General features: G+C 37.3%; 19 protein-coding genes. 1 reads left to right on the top strand and 18 read right to left on the bottom strand.

Annotation, left to right across the window (positions count from 1 at the left end; all coding sequences use genetic code 11):
- Positions 1 to 286: 286 nt before the first annotated feature.
- From ACZ5N5_RS08155 to ACZ5N5_RS08085, 15 genes are all read right to left on the bottom strand, one after another.
- On the bottom strand, positions 287 to 1,486 hold the full coding sequence (locus ACZ5N5_RS08155) for a response regulator transcription factor (RefSeq protein ID WP_109984746.1): 1,200 nt from the start codon (positions 1,484 to 1,486) through the stop codon (positions 287 to 289).
- Positions 1,483 to 3,288: a cache domain-containing sensor histidine kinase gene (locus ACZ5N5_RS08150; RefSeq protein ID WP_109984849.1), complete on the bottom strand. Its 1,806-nt coding sequence runs from the start codon at positions 3,286 to 3,288 to the stop codon at positions 1,483 to 1,485. The genes ACZ5N5_RS08155 and ACZ5N5_RS08150 overlap by 4 nt, the downstream gene beginning before the upstream one ends.
- A 21-nt stretch (positions 3,289 to 3,309) precedes the next feature.
- Positions 3,310 to 4,308, bottom strand: coding sequence for a substrate-binding domain-containing protein (locus tag ACZ5N5_RS08145; RefSeq protein ID WP_181397554.1), 999 nt, complete (start codon positions 4,306 to 4,308; stop codon positions 3,310 to 3,312).
- A 488-nt stretch (positions 4,309 to 4,796) separates the two neighbouring features.
- Entirely contained in the window at positions 4,797 to 6,851 is a 2,055-nt protein-coding gene (locus ACZ5N5_RS08140; protein ID WP_109984744.1) for a beta-galactosidase, read from the bottom strand.
- A 9-nt stretch (positions 6,852 to 6,860) separates the two neighbouring features.
- Complete coding sequence (locus tag ACZ5N5_RS08135; RefSeq protein WP_464373616.1) at positions 6,861 to 7,937, bottom strand: glycoside hydrolase family 53 protein; 1,077 nt, start codon at positions 7,935 to 7,937, stop codon at positions 6,861 to 6,863.
- Between the two features lie 22 nt (positions 7,938 to 7,959).
- Complete coding sequence (locus tag ACZ5N5_RS08130; RefSeq protein WP_109984742.1) at positions 7,960 to 8,802, bottom strand: sugar ABC transporter permease; 843 nt, start codon at positions 8,800 to 8,802, stop codon at positions 7,960 to 7,962.
- On the bottom strand, positions 8,802 to 10,109 hold the full coding sequence (locus ACZ5N5_RS08125; protein WP_277678446.1) for a carbohydrate ABC transporter permease: 1,308 nt from the start codon (positions 10,107 to 10,109) through the stop codon (positions 8,802 to 8,804). The genes ACZ5N5_RS08130 and ACZ5N5_RS08125 overlap by 1 nt, the downstream gene beginning before the upstream one ends.
- A gap of 76 nt (positions 10,110 to 10,185) precedes the next feature.
- Positions 10,186 to 11,466 carry a sugar ABC transporter substrate-binding protein gene (locus ACZ5N5_RS08120; protein WP_109984741.1) on the bottom strand — a complete coding sequence of 427 codons (1,281 nt, stop codon included), beginning with the start codon at positions 11,464 to 11,466 and terminating at the stop codon, positions 10,186 to 10,188.
- Positions 11,467 to 11,585: 119 nt separating this feature from the next.
- Positions 11,586 to 12,380 (bottom strand): AraC family transcriptional regulator, encoded by a 795-nt coding sequence (locus ACZ5N5_RS08115; RefSeq protein WP_464373615.1) that lies wholly within the window; start codon positions 12,378 to 12,380, stop codon positions 11,586 to 11,588.
- A gap of 150 nt (positions 12,381 to 12,530) precedes the next feature.
- Positions 12,531 to 13,718, bottom strand: a complete 1,188-nt coding sequence (locus tag ACZ5N5_RS08110) for an ROK family transcriptional regulator (RefSeq protein WP_464373614.1) — start codon at positions 13,716 to 13,718, stop codon at positions 12,531 to 12,533.
- A gap of 73 nt (positions 13,719 to 13,791) precedes the next feature.
- Positions 13,792 to 15,816, bottom strand: a complete 2,025-nt coding sequence (locus ACZ5N5_RS08105; RefSeq protein ID WP_464373613.1) for an ABC transporter ATP-binding protein — start codon at positions 15,814 to 15,816, stop codon at positions 13,792 to 13,794.
- Positions 15,813 to 17,561 carry an ABC transporter ATP-binding protein gene (locus ACZ5N5_RS08100; RefSeq protein WP_109984737.1) on the bottom strand — a complete coding sequence of 583 codons (1,749 nt, stop codon included), beginning with the start codon at positions 17,559 to 17,561 and terminating at the stop codon, positions 15,813 to 15,815. The genes ACZ5N5_RS08105 and ACZ5N5_RS08100 overlap by 4 nt, the downstream gene beginning before the upstream one ends.
- 687 nt (positions 17,562 to 18,248) lie before the next feature.
- Entirely contained in the window at positions 18,249 to 19,232 is a 984-nt protein-coding gene (locus ACZ5N5_RS08095; protein WP_109984736.1) for an aldo/keto reductase, read from the bottom strand.
- Between the two features lie 334 nt (positions 19,233 to 19,566).
- Complete coding sequence (locus tag ACZ5N5_RS08090; RefSeq protein WP_109984735.1) at positions 19,567 to 20,421, bottom strand: AraC family transcriptional regulator; 855 nt, start codon at positions 20,419 to 20,421, stop codon at positions 19,567 to 19,569.
- A gap of 387 nt (positions 20,422 to 20,808) precedes the next feature.
- Positions 20,809 to 22,305 carry an extracellular solute-binding protein gene (locus ACZ5N5_RS08085; protein ID WP_464373612.1) on the bottom strand — a complete coding sequence of 499 codons (1,497 nt, stop codon included), beginning with the start codon at positions 22,303 to 22,305 and terminating at the stop codon, positions 20,809 to 20,811.
- 195 nt (positions 22,306 to 22,500) lie between these two features.
- On the opposite strand from ACZ5N5_RS08085, the gene ACZ5N5_RS08080 reads away from it, so the two are divergent.
- Complete coding sequence (locus tag ACZ5N5_RS08080; RefSeq protein WP_464373611.1) at positions 22,501 to 23,130, top strand: YesL family protein; 630 nt, start codon at positions 22,501 to 22,503, stop codon at positions 23,128 to 23,130.
- Between the two features lie 42 nt (positions 23,131 to 23,172).
- On the opposite strand, the gene ACZ5N5_RS08075 is transcribed toward ACZ5N5_RS08080, so the two are convergent.
- The 3 genes from ACZ5N5_RS08075 to ACZ5N5_RS08065 all read right to left on the bottom strand — a co-directional run bounded on the left by ACZ5N5_RS08075 (position 23,173) and on the right by ACZ5N5_RS08065 (position 26,442).
- The gene (locus tag ACZ5N5_RS08075; RefSeq protein WP_464373610.1) at positions 23,173 to 24,039 is read right to left on the bottom strand and encodes a carbohydrate ABC transporter permease; all 867 of its coding nucleotides are present in this window, start codon (positions 24,037 to 24,039) and stop codon (positions 23,173 to 23,175) included.
- 20 nt (positions 24,040 to 24,059) lie between these two features.
- On the bottom strand, positions 24,060 to 24,938 hold the full coding sequence (locus ACZ5N5_RS08070) for a carbohydrate ABC transporter permease (protein ID WP_054789188.1): 879 nt from the start codon (positions 24,936 to 24,938) through the stop codon (positions 24,060 to 24,062).
- 175 nt (positions 24,939 to 25,113) lie between these two features.
- The gene (locus ACZ5N5_RS08065; RefSeq protein ID WP_109984732.1) at positions 25,114 to 26,442 is read right to left on the bottom strand and encodes an ABC transporter substrate-binding protein; all 1,329 of its coding nucleotides are present in this window, start codon (positions 26,440 to 26,442) and stop codon (positions 25,114 to 25,116) included.

Here is a 26,442-nt window from a genome sequence, read left to right as displayed (position 1 = left end):
TTATGTTGTTACTAGGATATTCCAACATTGTATCGAAGCCAACTCTATTAGGATCCTCTTTGTATATAATAGAAATAGAGGAAACTACCTTCTCTACGGAAGCAACCGGGTTTGGGTGTATTTTAGCCTTTCTCCTTGGGCTTTTGATATATTACTTGATGAAGCTTCTTTTAGGATTTAGGAGGGGCCAAGAGGCTAGATGAAACGAATGATAGGATCTACTCACGAATACATTATAGTTTTTATTCATGAGTAGACCCTACTGCTGATTGTACGATCACGTTTGCTATGACTTGATCATTTTATATTGTTTTGGAGAAACACCTTCCTTCTTCTTAAAGGCCGTACTGAAATAATGCTGAGAATCAAATCCTACTTTTTCGGCGATGTCTCGGATGTTTAAATCAGAGTCCTTCAGAAGCTCCTTTGCTCGACGTATTCGCATATTTGCGACAATCTGAACATATGATTGCCCGAGCTCTTGTTTGATCATCTTGCTTAAATAAACCGTGGAAACATGGAGGTTTTCGGCAACCAATTCTAGTGTTAAATCAGACCTACAGTAATTTCGGCGCATAATCGTTAACGCTTGTTTAACAATAGGGGAGAGGTGAATGTAGTTATTAATCTCGTTTTTGCACCTTTCATAGGCGACGATTAAATGCTGATAGTCACCATCCTCCACCCGCACCATCCCAGTATAGACCGTTTGGTTCAAGTATAGTTTGACTGCTTCCTCTATTGGAACAGCTATCTCCTTTGTCACATCCTCCCACACAAAGATCTGTAACCATTGAGATGAATCATGGATGATAACATTGACGGTGTCTGCTAAAATTTCTTCTGCTATGTTTTCAATAGCAGACAAATAGATCTTTCGGTCTTGGTTGGAAAGTAGATCATAATTTACTTGATCATTCGACCATTTAAGTAATACTAGCTGCTTTGGGACTGCTGTTGGTAATTGCAGAAACTCTAGCTGTGATTGTATTTCATTTGGTTGGAGACGATTGTGTATCCAATCAAAAAAGAATCGTTCCTTGAGCTGCGAATGGTTTTTCTTTATTTGCTTGGAGGCTTGCTCTAAATAAGCTTCTTGCTTTTCTCTCCTTTCTAAATCATTTTTAACTCCTTGTAATATATGGATCAAATTATCAGGGTTTACTGGTTTAAGAATATAATCCTCTACCTGTAAACGAATGGCTTCTTGTGCATACTGAAAATCATCATACCCAGAAATAACAATCATTCGACAATCTATTTCTGCTTTAATTTTTTTCATTGCCTCAATACCATTTAAAATTGGCATATTCAAATCAATTAACAAAATATCTATCCTATCGGCTAAGGCGATCTCAACCGCTTCTTCTCCATCCTCTGCTTCTCCTACGACCTCCATATCAAATTTAGCCCAGTCTACTGCTGTGCGAATACCATCTCGTATAATAAATTCATCATCGGCAATCAATACTTTCCATTTTGTCATGATGATTTCCCCTTTTCTGAATATTGCTCTCTAATAACAGGTAACAGAATCTCTACCCTTGTCCCTTTGGCTTTTTCGCTATCGATCGATAGCCCATACTTCTCTCCATACGTTAATTGTATTCTTGCTTGTACATTTAATATGCCGTAACCTTTTTTCTTATGACCATCCTCTACCTTTTCTGTCCTTTGCATAGCTTCTGCTAACGCCTGCTTCATATCATGAAGCTGTTCTATTGTCATCCCTGCACCATTATCTTCAATAATAATCAGAAGATCATCTCTGGCAATGCTAGCATTTATTAGGACAGTACCAGGACCTCTTCGTTCCTTTATTCCATGATAAATCGCATTTTCCACAATCGGCTGTAGGATAAATTTCAATGTATAAAAGGACCGAACTTGTGGGTCTATATTCATTTGATAATTTAGTTTGTCTCTATAACGTGTTTTTTGTATTTTTAAGTAGCTCTCAATATGCTCCATCTCTGCTGATACGGTAATAATATCGCGTCCTTTGCTTAGACCAATTCGAAATAACTTGGCTAAGGACTCGACCACTTCTGCAACATCTATTACATTTTGTTTACGTGCCATCCATTGAATGGTGTCCAATGTATTGTATAGAAAATGTGGATTAATATTTGCCTGCAAACTACGAAATTCCGCATCACGCTTTTGTCTTTCCTGTCTCTCTGTAACACGCATGAGCTCCAGCACTTTTTGAAGCATTGTATTAAAGCTCCTGCCGAGCAGCCCGATTTCGTCCTCCCTTTTTTCCTTGTAGCGAACGTGTAAATCTCCGCTTTCTGCCCTGCGCATAAATTTCATCAGATCAACGATTGGCTTTGAGATAGAACGTGATAAATAATAGCTTACTGGAATGCCGAAAAGCATAATGATAAAAATAAAGACAATCAAATAAAATCGGATTTCCCTTAATTCAAACAATGTTTCCTCTGCAGGAAAAACACCAACAGTTGTCCAGTCTGCAAAAGGGGAACGCTGATAAATAAATTGAATTTTTTCCTTGTTTATCGTCTTGGAAAAATTTCCAGAAGCTTGCCGATGAATCCAATCTAATGGTATATCTTTAACAATAGGCTGGTTCGGTAAATAAATATTCTTCCCTTTATTATCAACTACCATCAGATAACCGCTTTTACCAAGCTGAATATCTCGTGCTGTCTCGGCAATGACACGTAATTTTAGATCAATAAGAATAACTCCTTTTACCTCTTTTGTAAAAGGATCCATCACCGCACGAACTACAGATACAACATCCTCATTTTTATAATCCACAATCGAAATAAGCCTTCTTCCATCCGGTCTACCGATGATATGGAAAATACCATCACTTTCTACCGCCTCTTGATACCAAAAGCTTTGGGTTAAATCGATAACCGAAGGAGCATACAGCTCATTACTAATATACTCGCCATCTTTGTTTACTACCATGATGCCTGCAACCTCTGAAGTGATAGTCGTAAAGCTACGAAGATAACGTTGAAGCTCATACTTATTCTCTGCACCATCTGGTGAATCGAAAAACTGTTGAATCTCGTTATCGGAGGCAATCATATAGGTAATGCTTTGCATGTTATTAATGTAGAATTCAAACGTTTGGTTAACCTTGCTAATTAGTTGCATCGTGTTGTCATTCGCCTGTTCTTCTAGAACCCTTTCAACTGTCCAGCTTACGAGTAACCCTAGACAAAGAATGGGTAAAATACCAACTAATAAAAAATGTGTGATTAACTTATATCGAATCGGTATATTGTTTATTTGTGTCCATTTTTTCAAAATTTCCTCACCCATTCTCTATCATTCATTTGGATAAAATGCTTCTACATTTTCCTGCGTAACAATCGTGATACCAGTATCTACATAACGCGGTAAGCTCCTACCTACCTCCATGTTCTCTGCCAAGCCATGCTGCAGATGGAATAAGTATTGCAAGGACCAATATCCCATCTTCCAGGTTCCCTGTGCCAGTGTAGCAGAAATAACCCCTTCATCCACCATATCTAATGTACCCTTGTCCGTATCAAAGCTGATAATGTGTATTTCCCCTTTTTTTTGCTGCTCCAATATCGATTGTCCAACGCCGACTCCTCCGTTTGCTTCTGAGGCAAAGACTCCTTTTAAATTAGGAAACTTTCCGATCATTTCATCCACTACTTCTTTGGAAGTCATTTGATCTCCTCTACCATCTTGAATGGAAACGATATTCATTTTTGGGTATTCCTTTGCAATAGTTTCTCGGAACCCTTTTGTTCGTTCTTTATGATTTAATTGTTTAGGATGTGTAACAATTCCAATTTCTCCTGCGCCATTTAATAATTCCGCCATTTTATGGGCTGCCGTCACTCCAGCATAATAATTATCAGTCCCTAAAAAGGAAAACACCTTACTCTCAGGTGCATTCGAATCAAATGCAACAATTGGAATCCCTGCCTCAACCGCTTTGTTTATTACATCATTTAATGCATCAGGATCCATTGCCGAAACAGCAATACCAGCAGGCTTTTTCGCAATAACTTGTTCTAAAACGGTTATTTGTTCATTCACATCATATTGTGTGGCACCACGATATTCTACCGATACATTCAATGCCTCTGCCGCATCCTCAAATCCTTTCAATGCCCTTTTCCAGTAATCAATTCCTGATTGGAAGGTGACCATTACATAATTTTCATCAATTGTCCCTCGTAATTCATGCTCTGACCATTGATTATTGGAGGTGTTCTCTGATTGATACTGATAGACATAGACGACAAATACACCAATTAGAATGAGATAAACGAATAATAATTTCCTCAATATTGTAACCCCTTTCATAAAAATAGGGAGTTTTACCTATTTTCTAGTTCTCCTTTTATAGTATAAAGATTCCTATTATTATTACAACACCTTTTTGAAAACCTTTTCCATAGCGTGTGTTTCCTATAATGGAGGAAAACTTTTCAAGCTTAATGATGTGAGGAGGTTGTTTCTCTATAGTCCCAATACAATAGACATTCCAGCGTGCTTCTGACTCTTCTGACTTCTGTCTGTTCCATTTAATCCGATATCAGACATTTCCACGTGCGCCTAGCTTCGTTCTGTCCAATATATTCAAATATAGGACGGTTCAACGAGGATCTGCCTCGAATCAGTCCCATAAATGTTGAAATATTCTTTATCGGCATTTGATTGTATTGGTTGATCATTAAAAATGCGTTCTTTTTAAAACAAGCTTCGCCATAATTCTTTCCAACAAATTTTTAAAAAAGAGTACCCTCACATTGAGAGTACCCTTTTAAAATAAACTAATTTTTTAATATCTTTACACTAAAGCCATCCAGTGTTACTATCCCTGTAAGTTCTTGATCATTTAACAGATCCTGATACCTGTTATCTGCTAGATCAACACTTTTAGTTTGATTAGAAAAATTCATAAGAAAGATAAATTCCTTCTCTCCATCTGTACGAACCTGTGCACTTACACCCTTTGGTAAACTACCATCAAGTGCTTTTTTCAATCCTAATTGCTTCGCCAAATTACTATAGAAGGCTTGGTGGAAGGACGAATTATTTCTTGAAGCAATATAATACGCTTCACCTTCTCCAAATTGATTCACTGTCAATGCGGGCTTACCCGCATAAAAATCGTTCGTATATTGTGCAATTGCTTCTGCGCCTTCTAGTTGAATGAGGTCACAAAGTTCTTTTGCCTCAAACTCACCTTCCAATCCGAAGCGATTATTTCCGATTGTTTCCACCTTGTTCACTTCACTGTCATAGAGACTATCAATTTCCTCTGACCATATGCCTAGTGTTTTACGCAATGGACCTGGAAACCCGCCAAGGAAGCAGAGATCATTTTCATCTACAATTCCAGACCAATACGTCGTGACAAAGGTTCCACCATTTTGAACAAATTTCTCTATTTTCTCACCGACACCTTGCTTGACCATATAAAGCATTGGCGCTATAACAAGTTTATACTTTGACAAATCTCTGTCCATATCAATTACGTCTACCGCAATTCCTTGCTCCCAAAATGCTTGATAGTGCTCCCTAACCGTCTTTTCGTAATGAACACCACTATTTCTTGGGCCCTGTGAATCCTTTACTGCCCAACGATTTTCTGTGTCAAATATAATCGCTACTTCCGCATTCACCGTTGTTCCTACGATCTCATCAAGTCTGGATAAATTCCCTCCAAGCTCCGATACTTCTTGAAATACACGTGTATTTTCATGTCCAGCATGATCTACAACAGCTCCATGAAATTTTTCACTGGATCCTCTGCTTTTCCGCCATTGGAAATATTGAACAGAATCCGATCCGTGTGCGACAGCTTGTAAAGAAGAAAGGACATGCATTCCCGGTTTCTTCAATTTACTAATAGGCTGCCAGTTCGTTAAGCTTGGTGTACTCTCCATTAATAGGAATGGCTTTCCACCCTTCAGAGAGCGAAACATATCATGATTCATTGCTGTCCATGCTGCAAGATTCGATTCATCCTGCTCATCATGCCAGGTTGGATAAGAATCCCATGATACGATATCTAAATCATCCGCAAATTTCGCATAATTTAGTCCTTCAAATGCCTCCATAAAATTGGCGGTTGCAGGTAGATCTGGATTCGCCTTTTTCAATGGCTTGATTTCATGGCGATAAAAATCTAGCGTTTGATCTGTTACAAACCTTTTCCAATCTAAGTTCTGACCATGTACCATTGTTTCGCCATGAGGTGCTGGAGACTCTACCTGGGACCAGCTAGTATACGTATGACTCCAAAATGTTGTCCACCACGCATCATTGAGTGCATCTAAAGTTTGATATTTCTTTTTTAACCATTCTCTAAAGGCATCTTGGCAGTAAGAGCAATGACATTCTCCACCATATTCATTGGATATATGCCAACCGATTACAGCTGGATGATGTGCATATCTTTCTGCGAGCTTTGTGTTCATCATCGTAGTTTTCTCACGATATACTGGTGAAGTGAAGCAATGGTTATGGCGCATTCCATGGAGATTGCGGACACGATTAGCCCCTACCCTAAGCACTTCTGGGTATTTCTCTGACATCCAAGCAGGCCTTGCACCTGTCGGGGTTGCTAAAAAGGCATAGATCCCGTTTTCGTGAAAAGTATCTAATAATCGATCCATCCATTCAAAATTAAACTTGCCTTCCTCTGGTTCTAGCTTTGCCCAAGAGAAAATCCCCACAGACATCACATTACAATTAGCAAGCTTCATTAAACGAATATCTTCTTCTAAAACTTCTGGATACTTTTCCCATTGCTCTGGGTTATAATCAGCACCATGTAGCATTTTTGGTATTTTCTCACTCACTGGATTGAATTTCTTCATATGATCACCTTATTTCTCTGTATTTTTATCATAAAAGGCATCCAAGCCTATTAATTTATTTCCCTCGTAATCGAATAAGGTTAAGTGGGACCAATTGTTTTCATGTCCTACTGACCACTTCTCTTTACTAGGAATCCAACATGGCTCCCAATAGTAAAAACCTCTACCTAATTGTCCAGGAACGTTTTTTATCGTTTCGATTAATTTAGTTAGATAGGCTTTTTGGCCTTCTGGTGTAGCAGGATAGCCATCTACCAGATATTTTCGAATGTCCGGTTCATTATCTACTTGTGGCAAGTCAGCTGGCACCGTCCACGGATATGCGACCTCTACAACGATAATTTCCTTTTGATATCTATTGGCAACATCCTCTAAATTCGTAACGAAATCTTGATAAGGACCATGCCACCATGGATAATAGGAAAGTCCGATAACATCATACTCCATAGATGCATCTACCATCTTGTCAAAAAATTTACGAGTCCCCTCATTGTCTCCGCCTCGATCAATATGAATCATCGTTTCTACTCGTTTCTCATTTGTTGCTTCTTTGACCCCTTCAAGCCCCGCCCTAATTAAGGCAATAATTCCTGCCCATTCTTCTACTTCTACTCCGTTTTTTTCTTTATATATTTTCCCATCGTCCCAGAGCATACCATTTGTTATTTCATTTCCAATCTGCACCATGTCTGGTAAAGCCTTCGCAAGACTCAATTCATGCATCACATCATAGGTATACCTTTTCACTTCCTCTTTAAGTTGTGGAAAGGTTAAAGCTTGCCATGCCTTTGGCTTCGTTTGTTTACCTGGATCTGCCCAATAATCGGAATAATGGAAATCTAGTAGAAAATGCATGTTATATTCCTTTATCCGTTGCGCCATTTTTATCGTCCGAGCTATATTACAATATCCCCCTGAAGGTGTATGCCATAAGCGAAGGCGTACCGTATTCACACCAGATCGATGTAATAAATCTATCACATCAACGGAATGACCATTTTCGTAATAAACCCCACCTTCACTTTCTACCTCATCGACAAAGGATAGGTCTACACCCTTTAAAAATTCTTTATTTTTTTCTGTCATCATTTATTCCTCCAAGCTTTATTTAACCTTTTGTACCACCAGCAGTTAAGCCTGAAATCAGGAAGCGTTGTAGGAATAAGTAAACAATCGCAACTGGTACTGCTATTAAAATAGCCCCTGCTGAAAATCTAGTAAAATTGTTTGAAAATTGATCATTTATAAAATTAAATAACCCTAATGCTATCGTGTATTTTTCTGGGCTATTTAATATGATTGATGGCAAGATAAAATCAAACAATGGTGTCATAAAATTAAACAGTGCTACTACGGCCAGAATAGGCTTCGCAAGTGGTAGAATAATTCGAACAAAAACCGTAAAATGTCCTGCACCATCAATTCTAGCTGCCTCATCTAGTTCTCTTGGAATCGTATCTAAGTAACCTTTTACTAACCATGCATTAAACGGAATCTGTCCTCCAATATAAATTAAAATTAATCCCGTTAATGTATCCAATAATCCAATTAGATGTAAAAAGATATATAAGGCTACCATCGCCATCATGACCGGAAACATCTGTAATATTAAAAAAGTGTAGAGTCCTGATTTTTTCCCAACGAATTGATATCGTGAAAAGGAAAAAGCAACAAATGAAGTCATAATCACCGAAAATAGTGCCGCACATCCCGAAACAATCATGCTATTTTTATACCAAAGTAAATAATCACTATTTGGATCTGTAAATAACCATTTATAATGCTCGAGTGACCAATTCTCTGGAATGATGGAAGCAGAATACAGACTATTTCCTGGATTCAGAGACATCCCAAATGCCCAAACAAGGGGATAAATGATGATAACAGCCATCAAGCCAAAAATCGTATATATACCTGCTACTTCTAGTTTTGACTTTACCTTTGGATTCATTACATGTTCCCCTCCTCTTTAAATGAGCTTGTTCTTCTGAATTGGAAAATCGCAAAAATCGAAACGATCAAACCGATAATTAAGGAAATAGCTGCAGCCATACTATAGTCATTTGTTTCAAAGGTTAATTTATATACCCATGAAATAAGAATGTCCGTTCCTCCGGCATTCTGACCTTGCACTGCTGGTCCACCTTCATTAAATAAATAAATAATATTAAAGTTATTAAAATTCGTTGTATATTGAATAATTAATAGTGGTGCTGTTGCAAATAAAACATGTGGTAAGGTAATGTGACGGAATTTTTGCCAACGAGTTGCTCCATCCACCTCTGCTGCCTCATACCATTCAGAGGATATACTCTGAAGCACACCTGAAAATAATGCAAAAACAAAAGGATATCCCAACCATGTTTGAATAAGAATTAAAACAATTTTCGTATAGAAAGGATCTGTCAGCCAAGGTAAACCTTCGCCACCTATCAAAGGAATAATGATATCCTGGTTTATCGCTCCGAATTCATCGTTAAACATTGCTGCAAAAATTAAGATCGAGACAAATCCAGGAACGGCCCATGGCAAAATTAAAATAGTTCGTATCGTTTTCTTAAATTTAATTCGTTTGTCATTGACTAATACTGCAAGAATTAATCCAACAACGATTTGAAACGAAGTTGCCACTATCGTCCAGACAATTGTCCATGTAAATACACTTGCAAAGGTATTTTTCCAGATATCTACCGTACCTAGGTCTAAGAAATTGCTCAGCCCAACCCACTCCACGAGATTTCTTGGAGGAGAATTATACAAGTCATAATTTGTAAAGGCTAATGCAATGGCAAATAGTAACGGAAAAACAACCGTAAAAATTAATAGGATTAACCCCGGAGCTGTCATAATATAAGGAAAAGCTTTATCATATCCGTTTTTTACGGCCTGTGAAAATGTCGGGGGCTCCCAGCCATTGTTCAATTTGATTGCTTGCTTTCTAGCATCTAGTACGTTAAAAACATAAAAAGTAACCGCAAATGCTAGTAAAATCAATGCGACAATTCCATAGACTAATAAAAATATAGAATGGTCCACACCTGGTATCGTTCCTAATGTAATAATCCCCCATAAACCTAGCCATAGAAAATCAAAAGTCGCTACAATAAAGGCAATTTCCAATATAATAAAAGAAATTCCCTTTATATAACGCTTGTTATATATCTGGCCTAATCCTGCTAGGAGAATCGATAACACCATCGCAATGGTAGGATTAAGCTTTTTTTCTTTCATTTCAATACTAGCTTCATTACTAGGCATCAAATCCACCTCTTTCGTCTTACTAGCTTTAGAAAAATGGAGAGTGGAAAAGAATATCCTTTCCACTCATTTATCATTACTGTGATGCAGATGCGGCAATTTTGTCTTTAATGGATTGCACTGTTTCTGGAACAGCTTCCTCTACTTTTGCACCATTATTGATCAATTCGATTGCCGTATCCATATCCCATACTGGGGACATTTCAGGAATATTAGGCATTAGTGTACCGTGTGGAACTTGTTCTGTATAACCTGCATACATCGGATCGTTCACTGCATCCAAAATCTCTGGTCTTGGTGGTAATTCACCTGTTACATCAAAGTAAACTTGTGAATTTTCATCATTTGTCATAAACTTCGCAAGATCAGCTGCCCATTCTTGATTATCACTAAAGTAGGATACTAACCAAGACTTAACACCTACAAAGGAAGGAGCAACTTCTCCATTCATTTTCGGAAGTGGTGCAGTAGCTACATCTTCTCCTAATGCTTCCTTATAGATCGGCATATTCCACGGACCACTGACAACCATCCCTACTTTTCCTTCTTTGAAAAGACCATCAAGTATGTCTACAGTCAATGTCTTAGGAAGTAACCCTGCATCAATAAACTCTTTATACTTGTTCAATCCTTCGATTGATCCTTCATTGTCTAAACCAATATCAGTTGGATCATATACACCATTTTCCTCACCGAACACATACCCTCCGTAAGCATTCATAAAGGAATAGAGATAATAAAATTCTGGTGAAATAAGAAATCCATATTGATCTTTACTTGCATCTGTTAGTTCTTTTGACATATTAAACACATCTTCAATCGTTTCTGGAGCTTCATCTATTAAACTTTTATTATAGAAAGTAAAATAGGTTTCGATTGCGACAGGAGCACCGTAGATATCGCCATCATAAGTAAAGGCATCCATGGCAACGTCTGTAAATTGACCCTTTTCTTCGTCAGTGTATTCTATCGGTACAGCAAGACCTTGGGCAACGATATCACCTAAAGAATCCTGTGGCTGGAAGAACAAATCTGGTCCATCTCCAGTTGGTCCGGCTAATGCTAATTCTTGAACCTGATCTGGTATGGCAACCCTTTTATATTCGATTTCAATACCTGTTTCTTCGGTATATTTTTCAAACATTTGCTTGGAAACATCTTCTGCAATATCTTCATCATTTATCCAAACAACTAGTTTTTCAGGCTTGTCTGATTCCCCTGATTCTTCCGAATTATTTTTACTTTCATCTGTTCCGTTTGCTTCCTCTGCCCCTTCTCGTTCTGGAGCACATGCTGCTAAAAGTAGTACAAATGACACAATTAATAATAAACCCCATAAAGTTTTGTTTTTGAACAACTTCATGACCTCCTTAATAAATTATTTTAATTATCTCTCTACAGCTTATTATAAAGCGATTTCACAATTAATTATATATTAAATTATTCTAACTTACTTTCAAAAAACAAACCTGCATCCTATTGATGCAGGTTTCGATACATACTAGGTGTAACTCCTTCTCTTTTCTTAAAGGTTGTGACAAAATGGCTAACCGCATTAAAGCCAACCTTTTTCGCAATTTCCTTTAGCGATAGCTCTGGATTGGTGATTAAAATTCTTTTTGCTTCCCTTATTCTTAATTGCACTAAGAAGGAATATGGACTTATGCCAAAAGTATCATGAAACATCGTATTTAGATGTTGTGAGCTTACCTTTGCTTTTTCCGAAATCTCCATTAAGCCAATATCTTGTGGGTATACTTGTTCTAACCATTCTACGATATATCTAATTTTCTCAAACGACTGCAAGATCGATAGCTGATTATTCACTTTCCCAAATTTTTTAAGATGCATTAAAAATTGATACAAATCAGCTGAAGTTTCGTAGGCTAAATGATGTGGGGCATCATCATTGACAAGCTTCTTCAATATATTCTCAATATGAAGAGGAAATGATATATTATCAGTTTCTTCGTAAAAGGCAGAATAGTTCATATCAAGAGAATTAAGGATCGGATCAATCGCGGCACCTGTAAAAGTAATATAATAGGTTTCCCAAAGCTCCTCTGCATCATGGTCAGAGTAATACTTATGTGGCGTATATGGGGTTAACAATACTCCTTTTCCAACAGGTAGTGAGAAGGTTTGATTAGCCAATTCAATCATCCCTTCCCCTTTCACTGTTTGTAACCAATGATAGTAAGGATAGCCTTCTGGACGATCAAAGTCTAGCTCTTCAGGGTTATAGCCAATACTCTCGATATATAAAGGCAAAGGGTTCTCCGAAATAGAAAAGGTATATCGTAATTTCTCCGTCAATCGTAACAACTCTTTTCATTAAGATTTGTTCTAAACACTCACTATTATAGGACATTTTACTCATTAATGAAAGGAAGTTCTAACATTTCAGCACCTATTGATTAGTTATACATTCGGTTCAAAAAGTTCACTTAAAACGAGTCCAACCGCACCTAAGGAAGACCCATAATCCCCTAATGTAGAAATCGTAACAGGAGTGTTCTGCGCTTGTTCTGATATAGCCCTTTTTCTAATTGTTTCCGTTATTGGCGCTAAGAGGTGCTTACCAGCTTTGGAAACTCCACCACCGATAATAATCTTACTCGGGTTCGAGATATGGATAAGGTTCGTAAAGGCAATGCCGAGATAGACTCCTGTTTCATATAATAACTGCTTCGCTAAAACATCTTCCTGTTCCGCTGCTTCATAAACTTTTTTGGCAGTGACTATTTGGTGCTCCGCCAGTACACTTTTCTCTCCATGTTTCAATAATTCCATCGCTCTATCGGCTATTGCTGGACCTGAAGCTAGTGTTTGTAAGCAGCCCTTGTTACCACATGTACATCTCTTGCCATTAATATCAATCATCATATGACCAATCTCACCAGCTATACCATGCTCTCCATTGTAGACTTTCCCGTTAATCACCATACCAGCACCGATTCCACGACCAACATTTACTGCTACCATACTTTTGTATGATATTTGATTGTCATCAAACCATGCCTCTCCGAGGGCGAGTGATTTTGCATCATTTTCTACCTTTACTTCCATATCAAAGGTAGATTCTAGATGTTGTTTAATAGGAATGTTTCGTAGTTGTAAATTAGGGGCAAAAATAGCCAATCCTACTTCAGAATCTACTACCCCGTGCATAGCTACTCCGATTCCGATAAACTTTAATTGAGAATTTTGTTCGATCAATTGCTGCACACCATGTGTGAGAAGCTCAAGAAATTTTGTTTCATTTATTGGATTTCCGATCTTTCTATCAATCTTATCTACTACATTTCCTGACAGGTCAGACAAAATAAATAAGATATTACTAGGCCCAGCATCAATCCCGATAATGTGAAAACCTGTTGTATTTAATACAAGCATGGTTGGTTTTCTCCCACCTTGGGATTCTCCTAGCTCACTCTCTTTAATCAATTCCTGATCCAAAAGCTCTTTCACGATTGTTCCAACAGTTGGTGGTGTGAGCTCCGTTTCTTTAGCAATTTGAGCCCGCGAGATAGAACCTGATGTCCGTATTTTGTTTAAAATGATTGCTTTATTTAAGGATTTCATCCATTGAAAACTGCCGCGCTGCATGCTTTTCCCCAACTTTCTTAAGATACTTCATTAAGTATAACATGGTTCCGCTATCGCTTCATCTCGTAAATGTTTATGAAGCATTTTCGTTGTTTCTACCCAGCTGCATTTCATACATCTTGAAGTATTCTCCCTCAGCTTCTAGGAGTGATTGGTGGTTCCCCGTCTCTATGATTTGCCCATGTTTCAATACAAAGATTTGATCAGCCTGTTGGATAGTGGATAATCGATGCGCAATAATTAAGGTCGTTCTCCCTTCTTTTAAAACTTCGAGAGCCTCTTGAATAAGTCCTTCTGTCTCTGTATCAATATTCGCGGTCGCCTCATCTAGGATCAAAATCGCTGGATCAAAGGCAAGCGCTCGTGCAAATGATAAGAGCTGTCGTTGACCTGTTGAGAATTCATTTCCTTTTTCTTTTACAGGTTCTTCATATTTTCGCGGAAGTTTTTCAATAAAACGATCAGCTCCTACTGCTTTTAATGCTTCTATTGCTGTCTCCTTACTAATAGAAGAATCATTCATCGTTATGTTAGATAGAATCGTACCAGTAAAAATAAATGGATCTTGTAATACAATGCCAATATGCTGTCTTACTTGTTGCTTGGCGTAGGTTGTCGTATCTTCCCCGTCAATAAGTATGCGTCCATTTGTTGGATCATAAAATCGGAAAAGCAGATTCATAATCGTACTTTTTCCAGATCCAGTGTGTCCTACAAATGCAGCCGTTTCCCCTGGCTTTATATTAAAGCTAATTTTCTTTAGTACATACTCCTCTTTTTTATACGCAAAAGAAACATTTTCAAATTGCACCTCACCGTGATAACGAGAGATTCGACGATCATTCATGTCCTCTGTTTTTTCATCGAGTAAATGGAATACTCTACTTCCAGAGGCTCTGGCCTGTTCCAATTGCTCAAGCTGACTTACGATTTGATTGACTGGTTCAAATAAACGGGTCAATAAGTCCACTAACGCATACAGTAAACCAGCGGAGGCAATAGTTACTCCATCTAATGCGTGGGTACCAAAATATAAGATAAATGCAACAAATGCTATATTTCTTAATAGATCTACTAAGTTAAACGAAGACATCGCATTAAATGTGTTCATCTTTGTTTGATAAGTGCATTGCTTTTCATTCAAAACCTCAAACTCTTGTCGCATTCGCTCAGTCTGATCATAAGCTTGAATAACAGTCATTCCTTGGATCGATTCATTGATATTTGCATTAATATTACTGTTTGTTTCTCGAATGATACGATTGTAATGGCCTCCAATTTTTTTGTATACCTTCATCCAAATATATAGAATCGGGACTAATACTAAGGAGATCAACGCCAATTGAACATCTAAGAGAAATAAGGCAACATAAATACCAAAAATATATATTATCCCAGAGGCAAATACCTCTAACACTTTCACATATAATTCTCGTATTGCTTCTGTATCATTTGTCACTCTTGCTACGATTTTACCTGCTGGTTGATCCACAAAGTATTGGATTGGTAGCCTTTGGATATGATGAAAAACATCCTTACGCATTTTTTGAATAATACGGTTGGAAGCATATTGTAATAAATAAGTTTTATAATATACAAAGATGGAAGCGAGTAAGATGAGTGCCATATAGAGGACAAGTAACCAGATGACCGGTTTCATCTCTCCTTTGAAAAAAGCGAAAACTTCCGTAGCCGATAATTTCTCTCCAGCCACTTCTATGCTTTCCTCTTGATATGCTAATGTGACTGCGGAACCATTTACATCTTTGATCGTGGATTGTAATGGAACCTTTCCTTCTAATAAATAAAAGGTTAATCCATCCTGAAATAATGTCACATCAGGTGTTGGATTCTTACCTTTTGCTCTGTCTACTCGGACATAATGCTTTCCCTCCAAATCAACACCATCTTGACTGTCTGTGATAACATAATGATTTTCTACACCGACTATATGCTGATCAATTAGTCGCTTAGCGATAAACGGTCCACTTAATTCAAATGCTACGGCAAACATTAAACAGACCAATCCAATAATAATTGTCTTCTTAAAATAAAGCGCATATTGAAATAGTCGCTTTTCTGTTGTTTGTTTGTTCATGCCGTTTCCCCTCCCTTCATTTGCTGGATTAGAAATTGGTGATAATACCAACCATGTTCAAGCATCAGCTCATCGTGTCTTCCTTGCTCCTTTATTTGTCCGTCTTCCAAGACCAATATTTGATCGGCATGCTTTACAGCAGATAGACGGTGCGCCACAATAATCGTTGTTTTCCCTGCACGTTCTTGTTTTAAATGTTTAATAATATTTGCTTCGGTTTTTCCATCTACTGCCGATAAGGAGTCATCTAGAATTAAAATTTCCGGATTTTTTATTAAGGCTCTCGCCAGCGAAACCCGTTGCTTCTGTCCACCTGACAGGGTGACACCACTCTCCCCGACAAGTGTCTCTAAGCCTTGAGGTAAATTCTCGATATCCTCTAGTAGGGATGCAGCCTCTAAGATATGCTGTATATCCTTCTCCGTCGCTTCCGCATGACCGAACATAATATTCTCTCTTACCGTTTTCGAAAATAAAATATGATCCTGTGGTACATAACCAATCCAGCCTCTTGTTTTCTTTAAGGCAATCTCTTCAATAGGTGTACGATTGATAAAAAGTTTCCCTTCTTTAGCAGGCGGATACTCTCTCAAAAGCTGCTTGACAAGCGTTGTTTTACCCGCTCCAGTCATGCCTACAATACCAATAGTTTCACCCTTTGTTATTTCAAGATTAATATTCTTCAAGTCTATAGCATCTGTTTCTGGATATTGAAAAGAAAGGTCTTGAAACACGATGTTCTCTGGTGCTTTAACCTCTATTGGTTTTGAAGGATCCTTTACATCCGCTTTTTGTTCAAGTACATTTTCAATTCGATCCAGTGATGCATTCCCTCGTTGCATTACATTAATTAATTCTCCTACTGCAAACATCGGCCAAATTAGCATTCCTAAATACACATTAAAGGTGACGAGCTGCCCTATCGTAATATCCCCATGAATAACTAGATAAGCACCATAGCCTAACCCAATGGTGTAGGATAAACCTACTAATATTTTGATAGTTGGTTCAAAAAGCGCATCTAATTTTGCAACTGCAATATTTTTTTGAAAAACTTCCTCTGCTTTTTCATTAAAGCGATGTTCGTCTTGTTTTTCTTGGGTAAATGCTCGAATAACACGTACACCTTGGATCGATTCCAACGTATTATTATTTAATTCACTAAACAATGCTTGTGCCTTCATAAACCTTGTATGGATCTTGGCACCGTATTTTTGCATTATTAATGCCATAACAGGTAGAGGAATTAAAGCAGCAAGCGTTAATTTCCAATCAATCACAACAAACATCACCCCAATGATGAATGCCATAAAAACCGTTGAATCGATTAGTGTTAAAATCCCAAATCCAGCTGTTGTCGCCACTGCTCGTAAATCATTCGTAGACCGTGCCATTAAATCTCCTGTACGGTAACGACTATAAAAGGATGGCGTCATTTTCATAAAATGATGCATTAGTTTTGAACGTAATGTTCTCTCTAAAAATATCGCTCTTCCAAACAACGTATGTCCCCAGAAGAAGGATAAGAGATAGATCACGACTAATAAAATGACAAACAGCCATGTCGCTTGCGCTAATGCTTGATAGCTAAGCTGATTCGTCTGAATGGCATCAATAATATCTCCCACAATCATAGGTGGAATGATAAATAATAAGCTTGATGTCGTCAGTGCGAGAATAGCAAGTATGTAACGCACCCATTGTTCTTTAAAATACCATGATAATTTTTTCATTACACTAAACATTGTTACTCCTCCTCATCACATTAGCTAACTACCTCCATAACGATCCTCCCATTCGAGTTCCTTCATATTATCCACCCCTTTCTGATCACATGAAACAATCTCTTGTATCGATTAGAAAAACACTCGCATTCGCTCGTCTTTTAGCGGATGCGTTAGCTTTTCTTATACTTTGGACTTCAAAATTTTCGCTTCATCGCTTTACTCCCTGCAAAAAATTTATATGTTCCAAACGTAAACTAAAAAAACACACCAGACCTAAAGCCAAGTGTGTTTCATTAATAAGCTATCAATTGAGACTTCCAACAGTGGGGTATTCTTATCCCCTATTGTTGGTTAAAGAAACTTATCGTAGGCTTAGCGTCCATTAACCCGACACGACCGTAGCGTAAAGTAAATGGATAGTGGACGATTAGCGTTGCGATAAACCAAAAATGTCGCGATCTACTAAGAAATCGCGACACACTGATAGCTCAAATATCCTGTAAAAGCATCCCTTTTATTTATCAAGATGCAAAATCCATATAGGCATGGTCACGTTCATTTCATTATTTAATTTAGGTGGTTTATTCTTCGTTATTTTCCTCATCTCACGTGACCTCCTTTACCTATTTTTTGGTTAATCCCTTAGAAGTATACCTTTTCATCGGATAGATTGCAAGCATTTATTGAAAAAATTTCCTCTCTTTATTAATATGGCCCACGGATAGAATCATGAACTTCTAATTGGTAAAATTCACGTAATTTTTCTAGTTCAGATTCTGAGAATTCAGGCACATTCATTGCTGCTAAATTATCCTCTACTTGTTGGACTGTTTTGAAGCCTGGTATTACAGAAGTAACGGCATCATGACTTAATATCCACTTTAAGGCAGCACGAGTCATATTACCTCTCCTGTCCGCAATCCATTCTAATTGTCTGCTAAGCTCTACACCTTTATGAAACGGAAGTCCAGCAAAGGTTTCCCCAACATTAAAGGCTTCCCCGTTTTGATTAAAGTGGCGATGATCATCTGCCTCAAATTGATGGTTGGATTGAAATTTACCTGTTAAAAGACCACTAGCTAATGGCACCCTTGCGAGAATTCCCACCTTTTTCTTTTTCGCCACTGGAAATAACTCCATCATTGGTTTTTGACGAAAGATGTTAAAAATCACCTGCAAAGCAGCTACATTAGGATTCTCCATGGAAAGCAAACCTTCCTCTACTGTTTCCACACTTACACCATAATGGCGAATTTTCCCTTTTTGTTGTAGCTTGTCCAATACTTCAAATACCGACCCATCTCGTAATATTTCAATGGGTGGACAGTGAATTTGGAGGAGATCTAGTTGCTCTCGCTTAAGACGTCTTAGGCTATTATCGACATAATTGGTGACAGACTCCTCTGAATAGTTCTCTGGATCATGAATATCACCAGCACGACAAAACTTCGTCGCGATATATATTTTATCCTCTTTGCCCTTTGTGGCTTTTGCTAATAGCTCTTCACTATGACCATCACCATAAACATCTGCTGTATCAAAAAAGTTAACTCCTGCTTCCATCGCACGGGCTAGTCCATTTAATGCCTCTTGGTCATTTGTTTTTCCCCAAGCTCCCCCAATTGCCCAAGTACCAAAGCTTAATTCACTTATTTTCATATCTGTTTTACCAAATTGACGATACTCCATGTAATCTCCCTTTCCTTTGTTATCAGTCATAGGTTTTCTTAGACTTTGTCCAGAGTCTCAACTAACATTATACGTCTTTTTCCTTGGATTAAAAAAGAATTCGTTTTCATCCTGGAAAGCTTTTGCACAGAAAATTATACACAAGGGATCAAACATACCCACAGGTTATCCACAAAAGTTGTTTATAAGACTCAACATGCTTGTTCTCATCACCTTTTTCGGATTTATATATTTTTTCGTAATCGTTCCATAATGCCAAAAAATAAGGATTAGAATCATCCACACATTCTATACCTATCCACAGATTTTTGTGGATAGGTATACTTTATCCACATTATATGGTTCTATTTATCTTAGATATCTCTTGTTCTCGGTATTCATTTGGGGATAGACCTGTTAATTTTTTGAATATTCTCCAAAAGTGGACATGGTTCGTATAACCCGCTCGCTTCATAATTTGATTTATTTTCATAGTTGTCTCTGTTAACAGTCGTTTAGCCTCTGTTATTCTTACTGCATTTAAATACTCAATAAAGCTACACCCTATCGACTTTTTAAATAGCTTACTAATGGATTGCTCATGAAGGTAAAATGACTCAGCAAGCACGGACAATGTAATCTCTTGATGGAAATGCTCATTAATATATGCTATAAGATCGTCAATAATTTCAGATGACGGATGGACGTGTTCTTGCTCTAAAGATGGTGTTTGTTCGTTTAGTAATCGCTTACATTCTGTTAGAAACTGAGATAATAACAATTGCAAATAACGGTAACTGTCTTGCTTGTTGAGGAAATATTCCTTTAGCATTTTCTCTAAAATAAAGGGTAAGTGTTGTTGATTCCTTATCGATAACATAAGTGGCCCCTGCTTAAATAGACTCATAATTAGTGCCTGGTCCTCCTTCAACAGGAAACCATCTCTAAAGTTCATGACAATTCGTTGATACTTGTGGTCATTGACAATCGTTTTGTGCATTACATTTTTATCAATGAACATGATATGATCCTTTTTAACCGTAAATTTTCCACCATTCATAAAAAGAATTTTTTCGCCTTCTAAAAGATATAGGATCTCATAATCTTGATGAAGGTGATAATGTTGCATATCCTGGCTATTCTCATATCCTCGTGAATAATCTAGGTAAAAGGATTGATTTCTCAATGAGACATTAACCTTATCAACCAAAACTACCCCTCCTCAAAGTATGGTGAAGTAGTTTTAGCATATCGGATTTCACAAAATCTAGAAAGTGTCATAATACCTATGACCATAGTTGATGGAAGAAATCTTCAGTAAAAAACCAAGAACAAAAGCGCAGAGCGCCTGCTTAGAAACGTAGCGGCTGGAGCGAAGCAACTGAGATAAAGGAATCACGGTGAGGTTACGAACCGATGATGACTTATCGTAGGGCGCTTTCGGGAAGTCGCCTAGTTTCTGGCGCTCGGAGCTGGAAGTGGCTAATCATGGTTCTATATGTTATCCACAACCTAAAATTTTATAATTTCCTAAGCAATAAAAAAACATGTGCAACAGCTCTCCTTGCCCCTGCACATGTCCATTATTATCCTTTTTTTATTTACTCCATTGCTCATTGTACTCTTTTATTACTTCCTCACCGCCTGCTTCTTTCCACTTTTCTATTGCTGCATCAAAACCTGCTTCATCTGTTTGACCTTGAATATATTGATAGGTAGCATCTTCGATAATTTGATCCAATGTACCTGCATTTTTAATATATGTCTCCGAATCAAGCCCCACACTTAAGTCATTGACGACATAATTATCATTATCCTTATATAATTCTGTTGCTTTTGCTGCTGGTTCATAATCATAATAGGATTCATATCTGCCATTAGTCATCGGCTCTCCTATTTCAAAAGCTGTATATGGCTTGATTTCTACATCGAATTTATCTTGGTCAATGACATCCGCACGGCCATCTACCACTTTGTAGTGCTCTCCTTCCTGACCCCAGATGAGCAAGTTAGCTCCTTCTTTTGTCATTAAAAAATCAAAGAATTTCAGTACTTCCTTCAGCTCCTCTTCTGATGTGATAGCTGATTTCGGAAACATGATAAGACTACCATAGCCAGGGATCGATCGAAGTCCGAACTCACCATTTGCCCCCTCGATATAATTATGTACATCAAAGGAAACATCAGGATTAATCACTTTTGCATCTTGATAGATTCCGTGAACATCCTGCATGGAGCCAATATAGGCGCCTGCTGTCCCATTTTTCATCATTTCCTGCTGATCTGTTTTGCTCGTTACTTGTGCATCCTTATTCATATAGCCATTACTGTGCAAATCCTTAAAGAAATCCATCGCCTCTTTATATTCCGGAAACATAAACTCTGGTAATAGCTTACCATCCTGTTCTCCCCATCTGTTAGGTCCACCCATCCATGAAAAGACGGTTACAAAAGTACCTAAATTTCCTCTGTCTGTAAGACCGATCGTATCGTTCTTTCCATTACCATCTGGATCGTCTTCTGTAAAAGCACGGAGCATTTCATAGAATTCATCGATGGTTTTTGGTGTTTCGATTCCTAGGTTATCAGCCCAATCCTTTCTGTAAATAAGACCAGATCGGGATAAGGGACGCCCCATATATAAAGAATATAATCCACCATCTACCTTCGAATTTTCTAGTGTGCTTTCTCTTAGTTTACTTAAATTTTCGAATTCCTCTAAATATGGCCCAATCTCCCAAAATTGTCCATCCCGAATAGCATCCTTAAATTGAACAAACTGTTCTGTCTTAACTAAAAAGGCATCAGGCAATGTATTAGTTGAGAAAGCTGTATTCACACGCTCCTCATAATTGCCATCTGGTACCCATTGTATTTCCAGCTCTGTATTTGTTTTTTCTTCGAGCAATTTCTCTAATTTATCTTGAGGGACTTCAGGTGTGTGAAGATTCAGCATGACTGACATTTCAAAAGGGCCATCTGAATTGCTTGAGCTAGAGGAGTCATTCTCTTTCTTACTTGTCGTATTATTACTACATGCAACGATCAAACAAGCAACCATACACAATGCACTAATTAACCATATTTTTTTCATTTGACCACAACCCTTTCTAAATTTCTTTCTCTTAACACTTAACACTATTTTATCAATTAAACGTTTACATATTTTTATTGATTTAACCTATTATTCTTACATTTTGAGCTTATTTCTGTCCATTTTCATCCGCAATATGGCACTACTTTATGTTAAAATAGAGATATCACAAATAAGCAGGGGAGATTATAAATAATGAATGCTTTATATAAAGGAACAGAATGGATTACGCGCTTTGCCTATGTTAATATCCTGTGGATAGGTTTTTCCTTACTCGGGTTAGTCGTATTCGGGTTTTTCCCTGCGACGGTAGCCATGTTTACGCTTGTTAGGCAATGGATTATGGGGAATATCGATGATCCGGTATTTTTAACCTTTTGGAAAACGTATAAACAAGAATTTTTAAAGAGTAATGTAATCGGTTTAATTATTATGATCATTGCCTTTTTGTTCTATGTTAATTTTCAATACATCGGCATGAATCAAGGTGGATTTCATGATATTATTAAAATTCCATTATATCTATTTATGTTCTTAATTAGTTTAACTATCCTTTATGTGATTCCGGTATATGTACATTACGATGTCCGGTTTAAACAAATATGGAGAAATGCATTCTTCCTCATGTTATTACATCCAATGCATAACATTGCTTTAGTTGTAAGTATTATCATCCTTCTATTCGTCATGCAAGCAATACCTGGATTAATTCCATTCTTTAGTGGAAGTATCATCGCCTTTCTAATAATGGGGAATAGTTATCTCACATTTAAGAGAGTTGAGGCGAAACAAGAGAAGCTATTAGAAGAAAGTAGTAAAACCTGAAGCTCCTTAAAAGCTTCAGGTTTTCATCAAGCTATATAAAATTTAACCTTTGATCGATCCCGCTGCAATCCCTTCTACGATACGATCACTTAGGATTAAAAAGGCAATTAAAATCGGGATAATACTAATGACTAGTGTTGCCCCAATCGCACCCCAATCTGTCAAATATTGACCGATAAAATTTTGGATACCTACTGTTAATGTCTTAAATTTATCTGAGCTAATAAATGTATTTACAAAGACAAACTCATTCCAGTTGTAGATCATATTAATGATCGCTGTTGTCGCCATCACCGGTGTTGTCATTGGTAATGTGATTTGGAAGAAGATACGATGAACAGAACAACCATCTACGACAGCAGCTTCCTCTATCTCACGTGGTAACGTGTAATAAAATCCTAATAAAATCATAATGGTCAAAGGTAAATTAAAAGCCGTATAGGATAAAATAATCGATAACGGATGATCTACTAAGTCTAGCTGTAAGAAAAAATCAAATAGTGGAATTAAGGCAGAATGAATGGGAACCATCAAGCCAACCATAAATAATCCAAGAACGAGCTTATTTAGCTTCCATTGCATTCTCGTTATCGCAAATGTGACAAAGCTTGCAAGTAATACCGTTAAAATAACCGATACTATTGTAATCCAGACACTATTAAAGAAATAGAGATCAATATTACCGTCTGTCCATACCCTAACATAATTCTCCCATTTCGGTTCTTGTGGTAAAGCGAATGGAGACAATCCAAATACCTCTGCATTACTTTTTAGCGAAAATAGAAACAACCAGATTAATGGATATATTTGAAAAATAGCTACTATAATTAAAGCTATATAAAGCACAGTCATACCAATTCTTGTCCAAGCACTTTGGTCGGACTTAACGTTTTGTCTACTCAAAGCCATCCTGTTATACCTTCCTTCCATTAATATTGCACTTCATCTTCTGAAGCCGTCAGCTTACGGGTCAACCATGTTACGATTAAGGTAATGATCAATAGGAAGAATGCTACTGCACTACCATAGCCAAACTCATAGCTTCCAAAGGCCTTTTGATACATATAGGAAGCAATCACTTCACTCGCTCCATTTGGTCCACCACCGGTCATCACATAAATTAAATCAAAATATTTCAATGACCCAACAATAGCTAAAACGACGGTTACTTTTATAACCCCGGAAATTAAAGGTACCTTAATTTTATAAGCAATTTGTATAGGATTTGCTCCATCAATCTTTGCTGCTTCAATCAACGATTCTGGAATACCTTTTAAAGCGGCATAGTAGATGATGATATAAAAGCCTGCATATTGCCATAAGATCGCTACAAAAATTGCATATAAAACTAAATTAGGATCTGCAAGCCATGCTGGAGGAGACTCAACACCTAAGCTCATTAATAAACTATTTAACATTCCATTATTTGGATCATATATCTTAATCCATAGCTGCGCAATCGCAACAGATGACAACAGCATTGGGATTAAGTAAATTTTTCTTAATAGATTAGATCCTTTTATTTTTCCAGCTAATATTAAAGAAATAATTAAATATCCTGCAAGACTGATCGTTGAAAATAATGCTAGTAAAAAGGAATGTCCTGCACTTTCCCAGAACTTCGCATCTTTTACTAATTCCATATAATTTTCAAGACCAATAAATGTCATGGGACCAATACCATTCCATTCCATTAGCCCATAGTATCCAGTTAATAAAATCGGCCCATAAATTAAAGCAACGATTAGTATTAGCGCTGGCAATACATATAAAGCAATGACTAGTTTATTTGACATTACTTTGTTCATAGAAAAATCCCCTTCTCCTTATTTTTAGAAAAGAAAAGGAGCTGTACTCAAAGCTAGCTCACGGCGGACTGGAGCAATGACAAGTTCCATACATTTGTAAACTAGCTTTTAAGACAGTTCCTTTTCGAAGTTGTTGTATAATGATTGATTGGTTACTTCGATAGAGAATACTAATTTATTCTTCTGCTGCTAGTGCATCTTCTTGCTCTTTTGCAAATTCCTCTGGTGTAACAGCTTTACCAAATAATGCTTGTATCATATCTAGATGAACTTCTGCAACACTTGGACTCATTTGTACATCTGCATAAAGTGTTAAATTAGATGCTTCATTTAAATCATTTAAGATATCAATATACATTTGTGGTAACTCCATACCTTCTGTGTTTACTTTTGTCGCAGGGATAACACCAGCATCTGTAACCGATTTTTCGCCCCATTTTTCTACAAAAAAGGCAACAAAATCTTTTGCTTCTTCTTTTACATCTGAATTTTCTGCCACAAATAATCCAACACCTGGACCACCTACGAAGCTATTTATATCGCCTTTTCCGCCTTCAACCGTTGGAAACTTCATATATTCCACAGAATCTCTAAATTCCTTTGGATTATCTTCATTAGTAGTCCATTCTGGTAAATCCCAAGTTGCCATAAGATACATGGCTGCTTGTTCATTAATAAAATATCCTTTTGCTTCGTCATTACCAAGACCGTTAAAACCATTGATAAATGTATTCATATCTACAAGCTCTTGAATCTCCTCTGCTGCTTGAATCAATGCAGGATCTTCAAAGCTACCTGTGCGATTAATCGCATTATTCAATACTTCTGGACCACCAATACGATCAGCTAAGTACATATACCACATAGACCCTGTCCAACGATCCTTGTTTCCAAGAGCTACAGGAGTAACGCCATTATCTGCCAATGTTTGAATCGCAGCTTTTAACTCCTCATATGTCTTTGGAACTTCCACTCCATTTTCATCAAAAATACGTTTGTTGTAATAGATTGGCGTAATATTTAATTCTAATGGTAAACTATAAGTCGTTCCATCAATTTGATAAGCTTCTGCAGTACCAGCTACAAATTTGTCTTTTAATGGACCTTCAAGAACATCATCTAATGAAGCAAACATATTACCGCTTACATATGGCTCCAAAAATCCAGCTGGCCATGCCATTCCCACATCAGGAAGCTCATTAGAGGTGGATAAAACCTTTAATTTTTCTTTATATTGTTCATTTCCTAATATCTCCACTTCCACCTTAACGTCTGGATTTTCTTCTTCAAATTCTTTAATAATATTATTGACGATTTCATGATGCTGTTTAGAACTACCTTCTGGCCATAAGTGCATAAATTCAATCGTCTTCTTCCCTGAGTCTGAACCGCTTTCATTTGAATCATCACTCGTTTCAGATTCAGAATTTCCTCCACATGCTGCAAGAATGAAAACAAAAGCGAGAGACAAAACGAACAAACTCTTCTTCCATTTACCCTTCAT

This window comes from Gracilibacillus sp. JCM 18966, assembly GCF_055392695.1.
This window is presented reverse-complemented; position numbering and strand designations above follow the sequence as displayed.

What these genes read in the sequence shown, in the direction of transcription:
- ACZ5N5_RS08135 (WP_464373616.1), bottom strand. Translation starts at nt 7,937, where the DNA reads ATGACAGAAAAAAATAAAGAATTTTTAAAGGGTGTAGACCTATCCTTT.
- ACZ5N5_RS08105 (WP_464373613.1), bottom strand. Translation starts at nt 15,816, where the DNA reads ATGAACAAACAAACAACAGAAAAGCGACTATTTCAATATGCGCTTTAT.
- ACZ5N5_RS08110 (WP_464373614.1), bottom strand. Translation starts at nt 13,718, where the DNA reads ATGCAGCGCGGCAGTTTTCAATGGATGAAATCCTTAAATAAAGCAATC.
- ACZ5N5_RS08125 (WP_277678446.1), bottom strand. Translation starts at nt 10,109, where the DNA reads ATGCCTAGTAATGAAGCTAGTATTGAAATGAAAGAAAAAAAGCTTAAT.
- ACZ5N5_RS08140 (WP_109984744.1), bottom strand. Translation starts at nt 6,851, where the DNA reads ATGAAGAAATTCAATCCAGTGAGTGAGAAAATACCAAAAATGCTACAT.
- ACZ5N5_RS08085 (WP_464373612.1), bottom strand. Translation starts at nt 22,305, where the DNA reads ATGAAAAAAATATGGTTAATTAGTGCATTGTGTATGGTTGCTTGTTTG.
- ACZ5N5_RS08095 (WP_109984736.1), bottom strand. Translation starts at nt 19,232, where the DNA reads ATGGAGTATCGTCAATTTGGTAAAACAGATATGAAAATAAGTGAATTA.
- ACZ5N5_RS08130 (WP_109984742.1), bottom strand. Translation starts at nt 8,802, where the DNA reads ATGAATCCAAAGGTAAAGTCAAAACTAGAAGTAGCAGGTATATATACG.
- ACZ5N5_RS08070 (WP_054789188.1), bottom strand. Translation starts at nt 24,938, where the DNA reads ATGAACAAAGTAATGTCAAATAAACTAGTCATTGCTTTATATGTATTG.
- ACZ5N5_RS08075 (WP_464373610.1), bottom strand. Translation starts at nt 24,039, where the DNA reads ATGGCTTTGAGTAGACAAAACGTTAAGTCCGACCAAAGTGCTTGGACA.
- ACZ5N5_RS08155 (WP_109984746.1), bottom strand. Translation starts at nt 1,486, where the DNA reads ATGACAAAATGGAAAGTATTGATTGCCGATGATGAATTTATTATACGA.
- ACZ5N5_RS08065 (WP_109984732.1), bottom strand. Translation starts at nt 26,442, where the DNA reads ATGAAGGGTAAATGGAAGAAGAGTTTGTTCGTTTTGTCTCTCGCTTTT.
- ACZ5N5_RS08100 (WP_109984737.1), bottom strand. Translation starts at nt 17,561, where the DNA reads ATGTTTAGTGTAATGAAAAAATTATCATGGTATTTTAAAGAACAATGG.
- ACZ5N5_RS08080 (WP_464373611.1), top strand. Translation starts at nt 22,501, where the DNA reads ATGAATGCTTTATATAAAGGAACAGAATGGATTACGCGCTTTGCCTAT.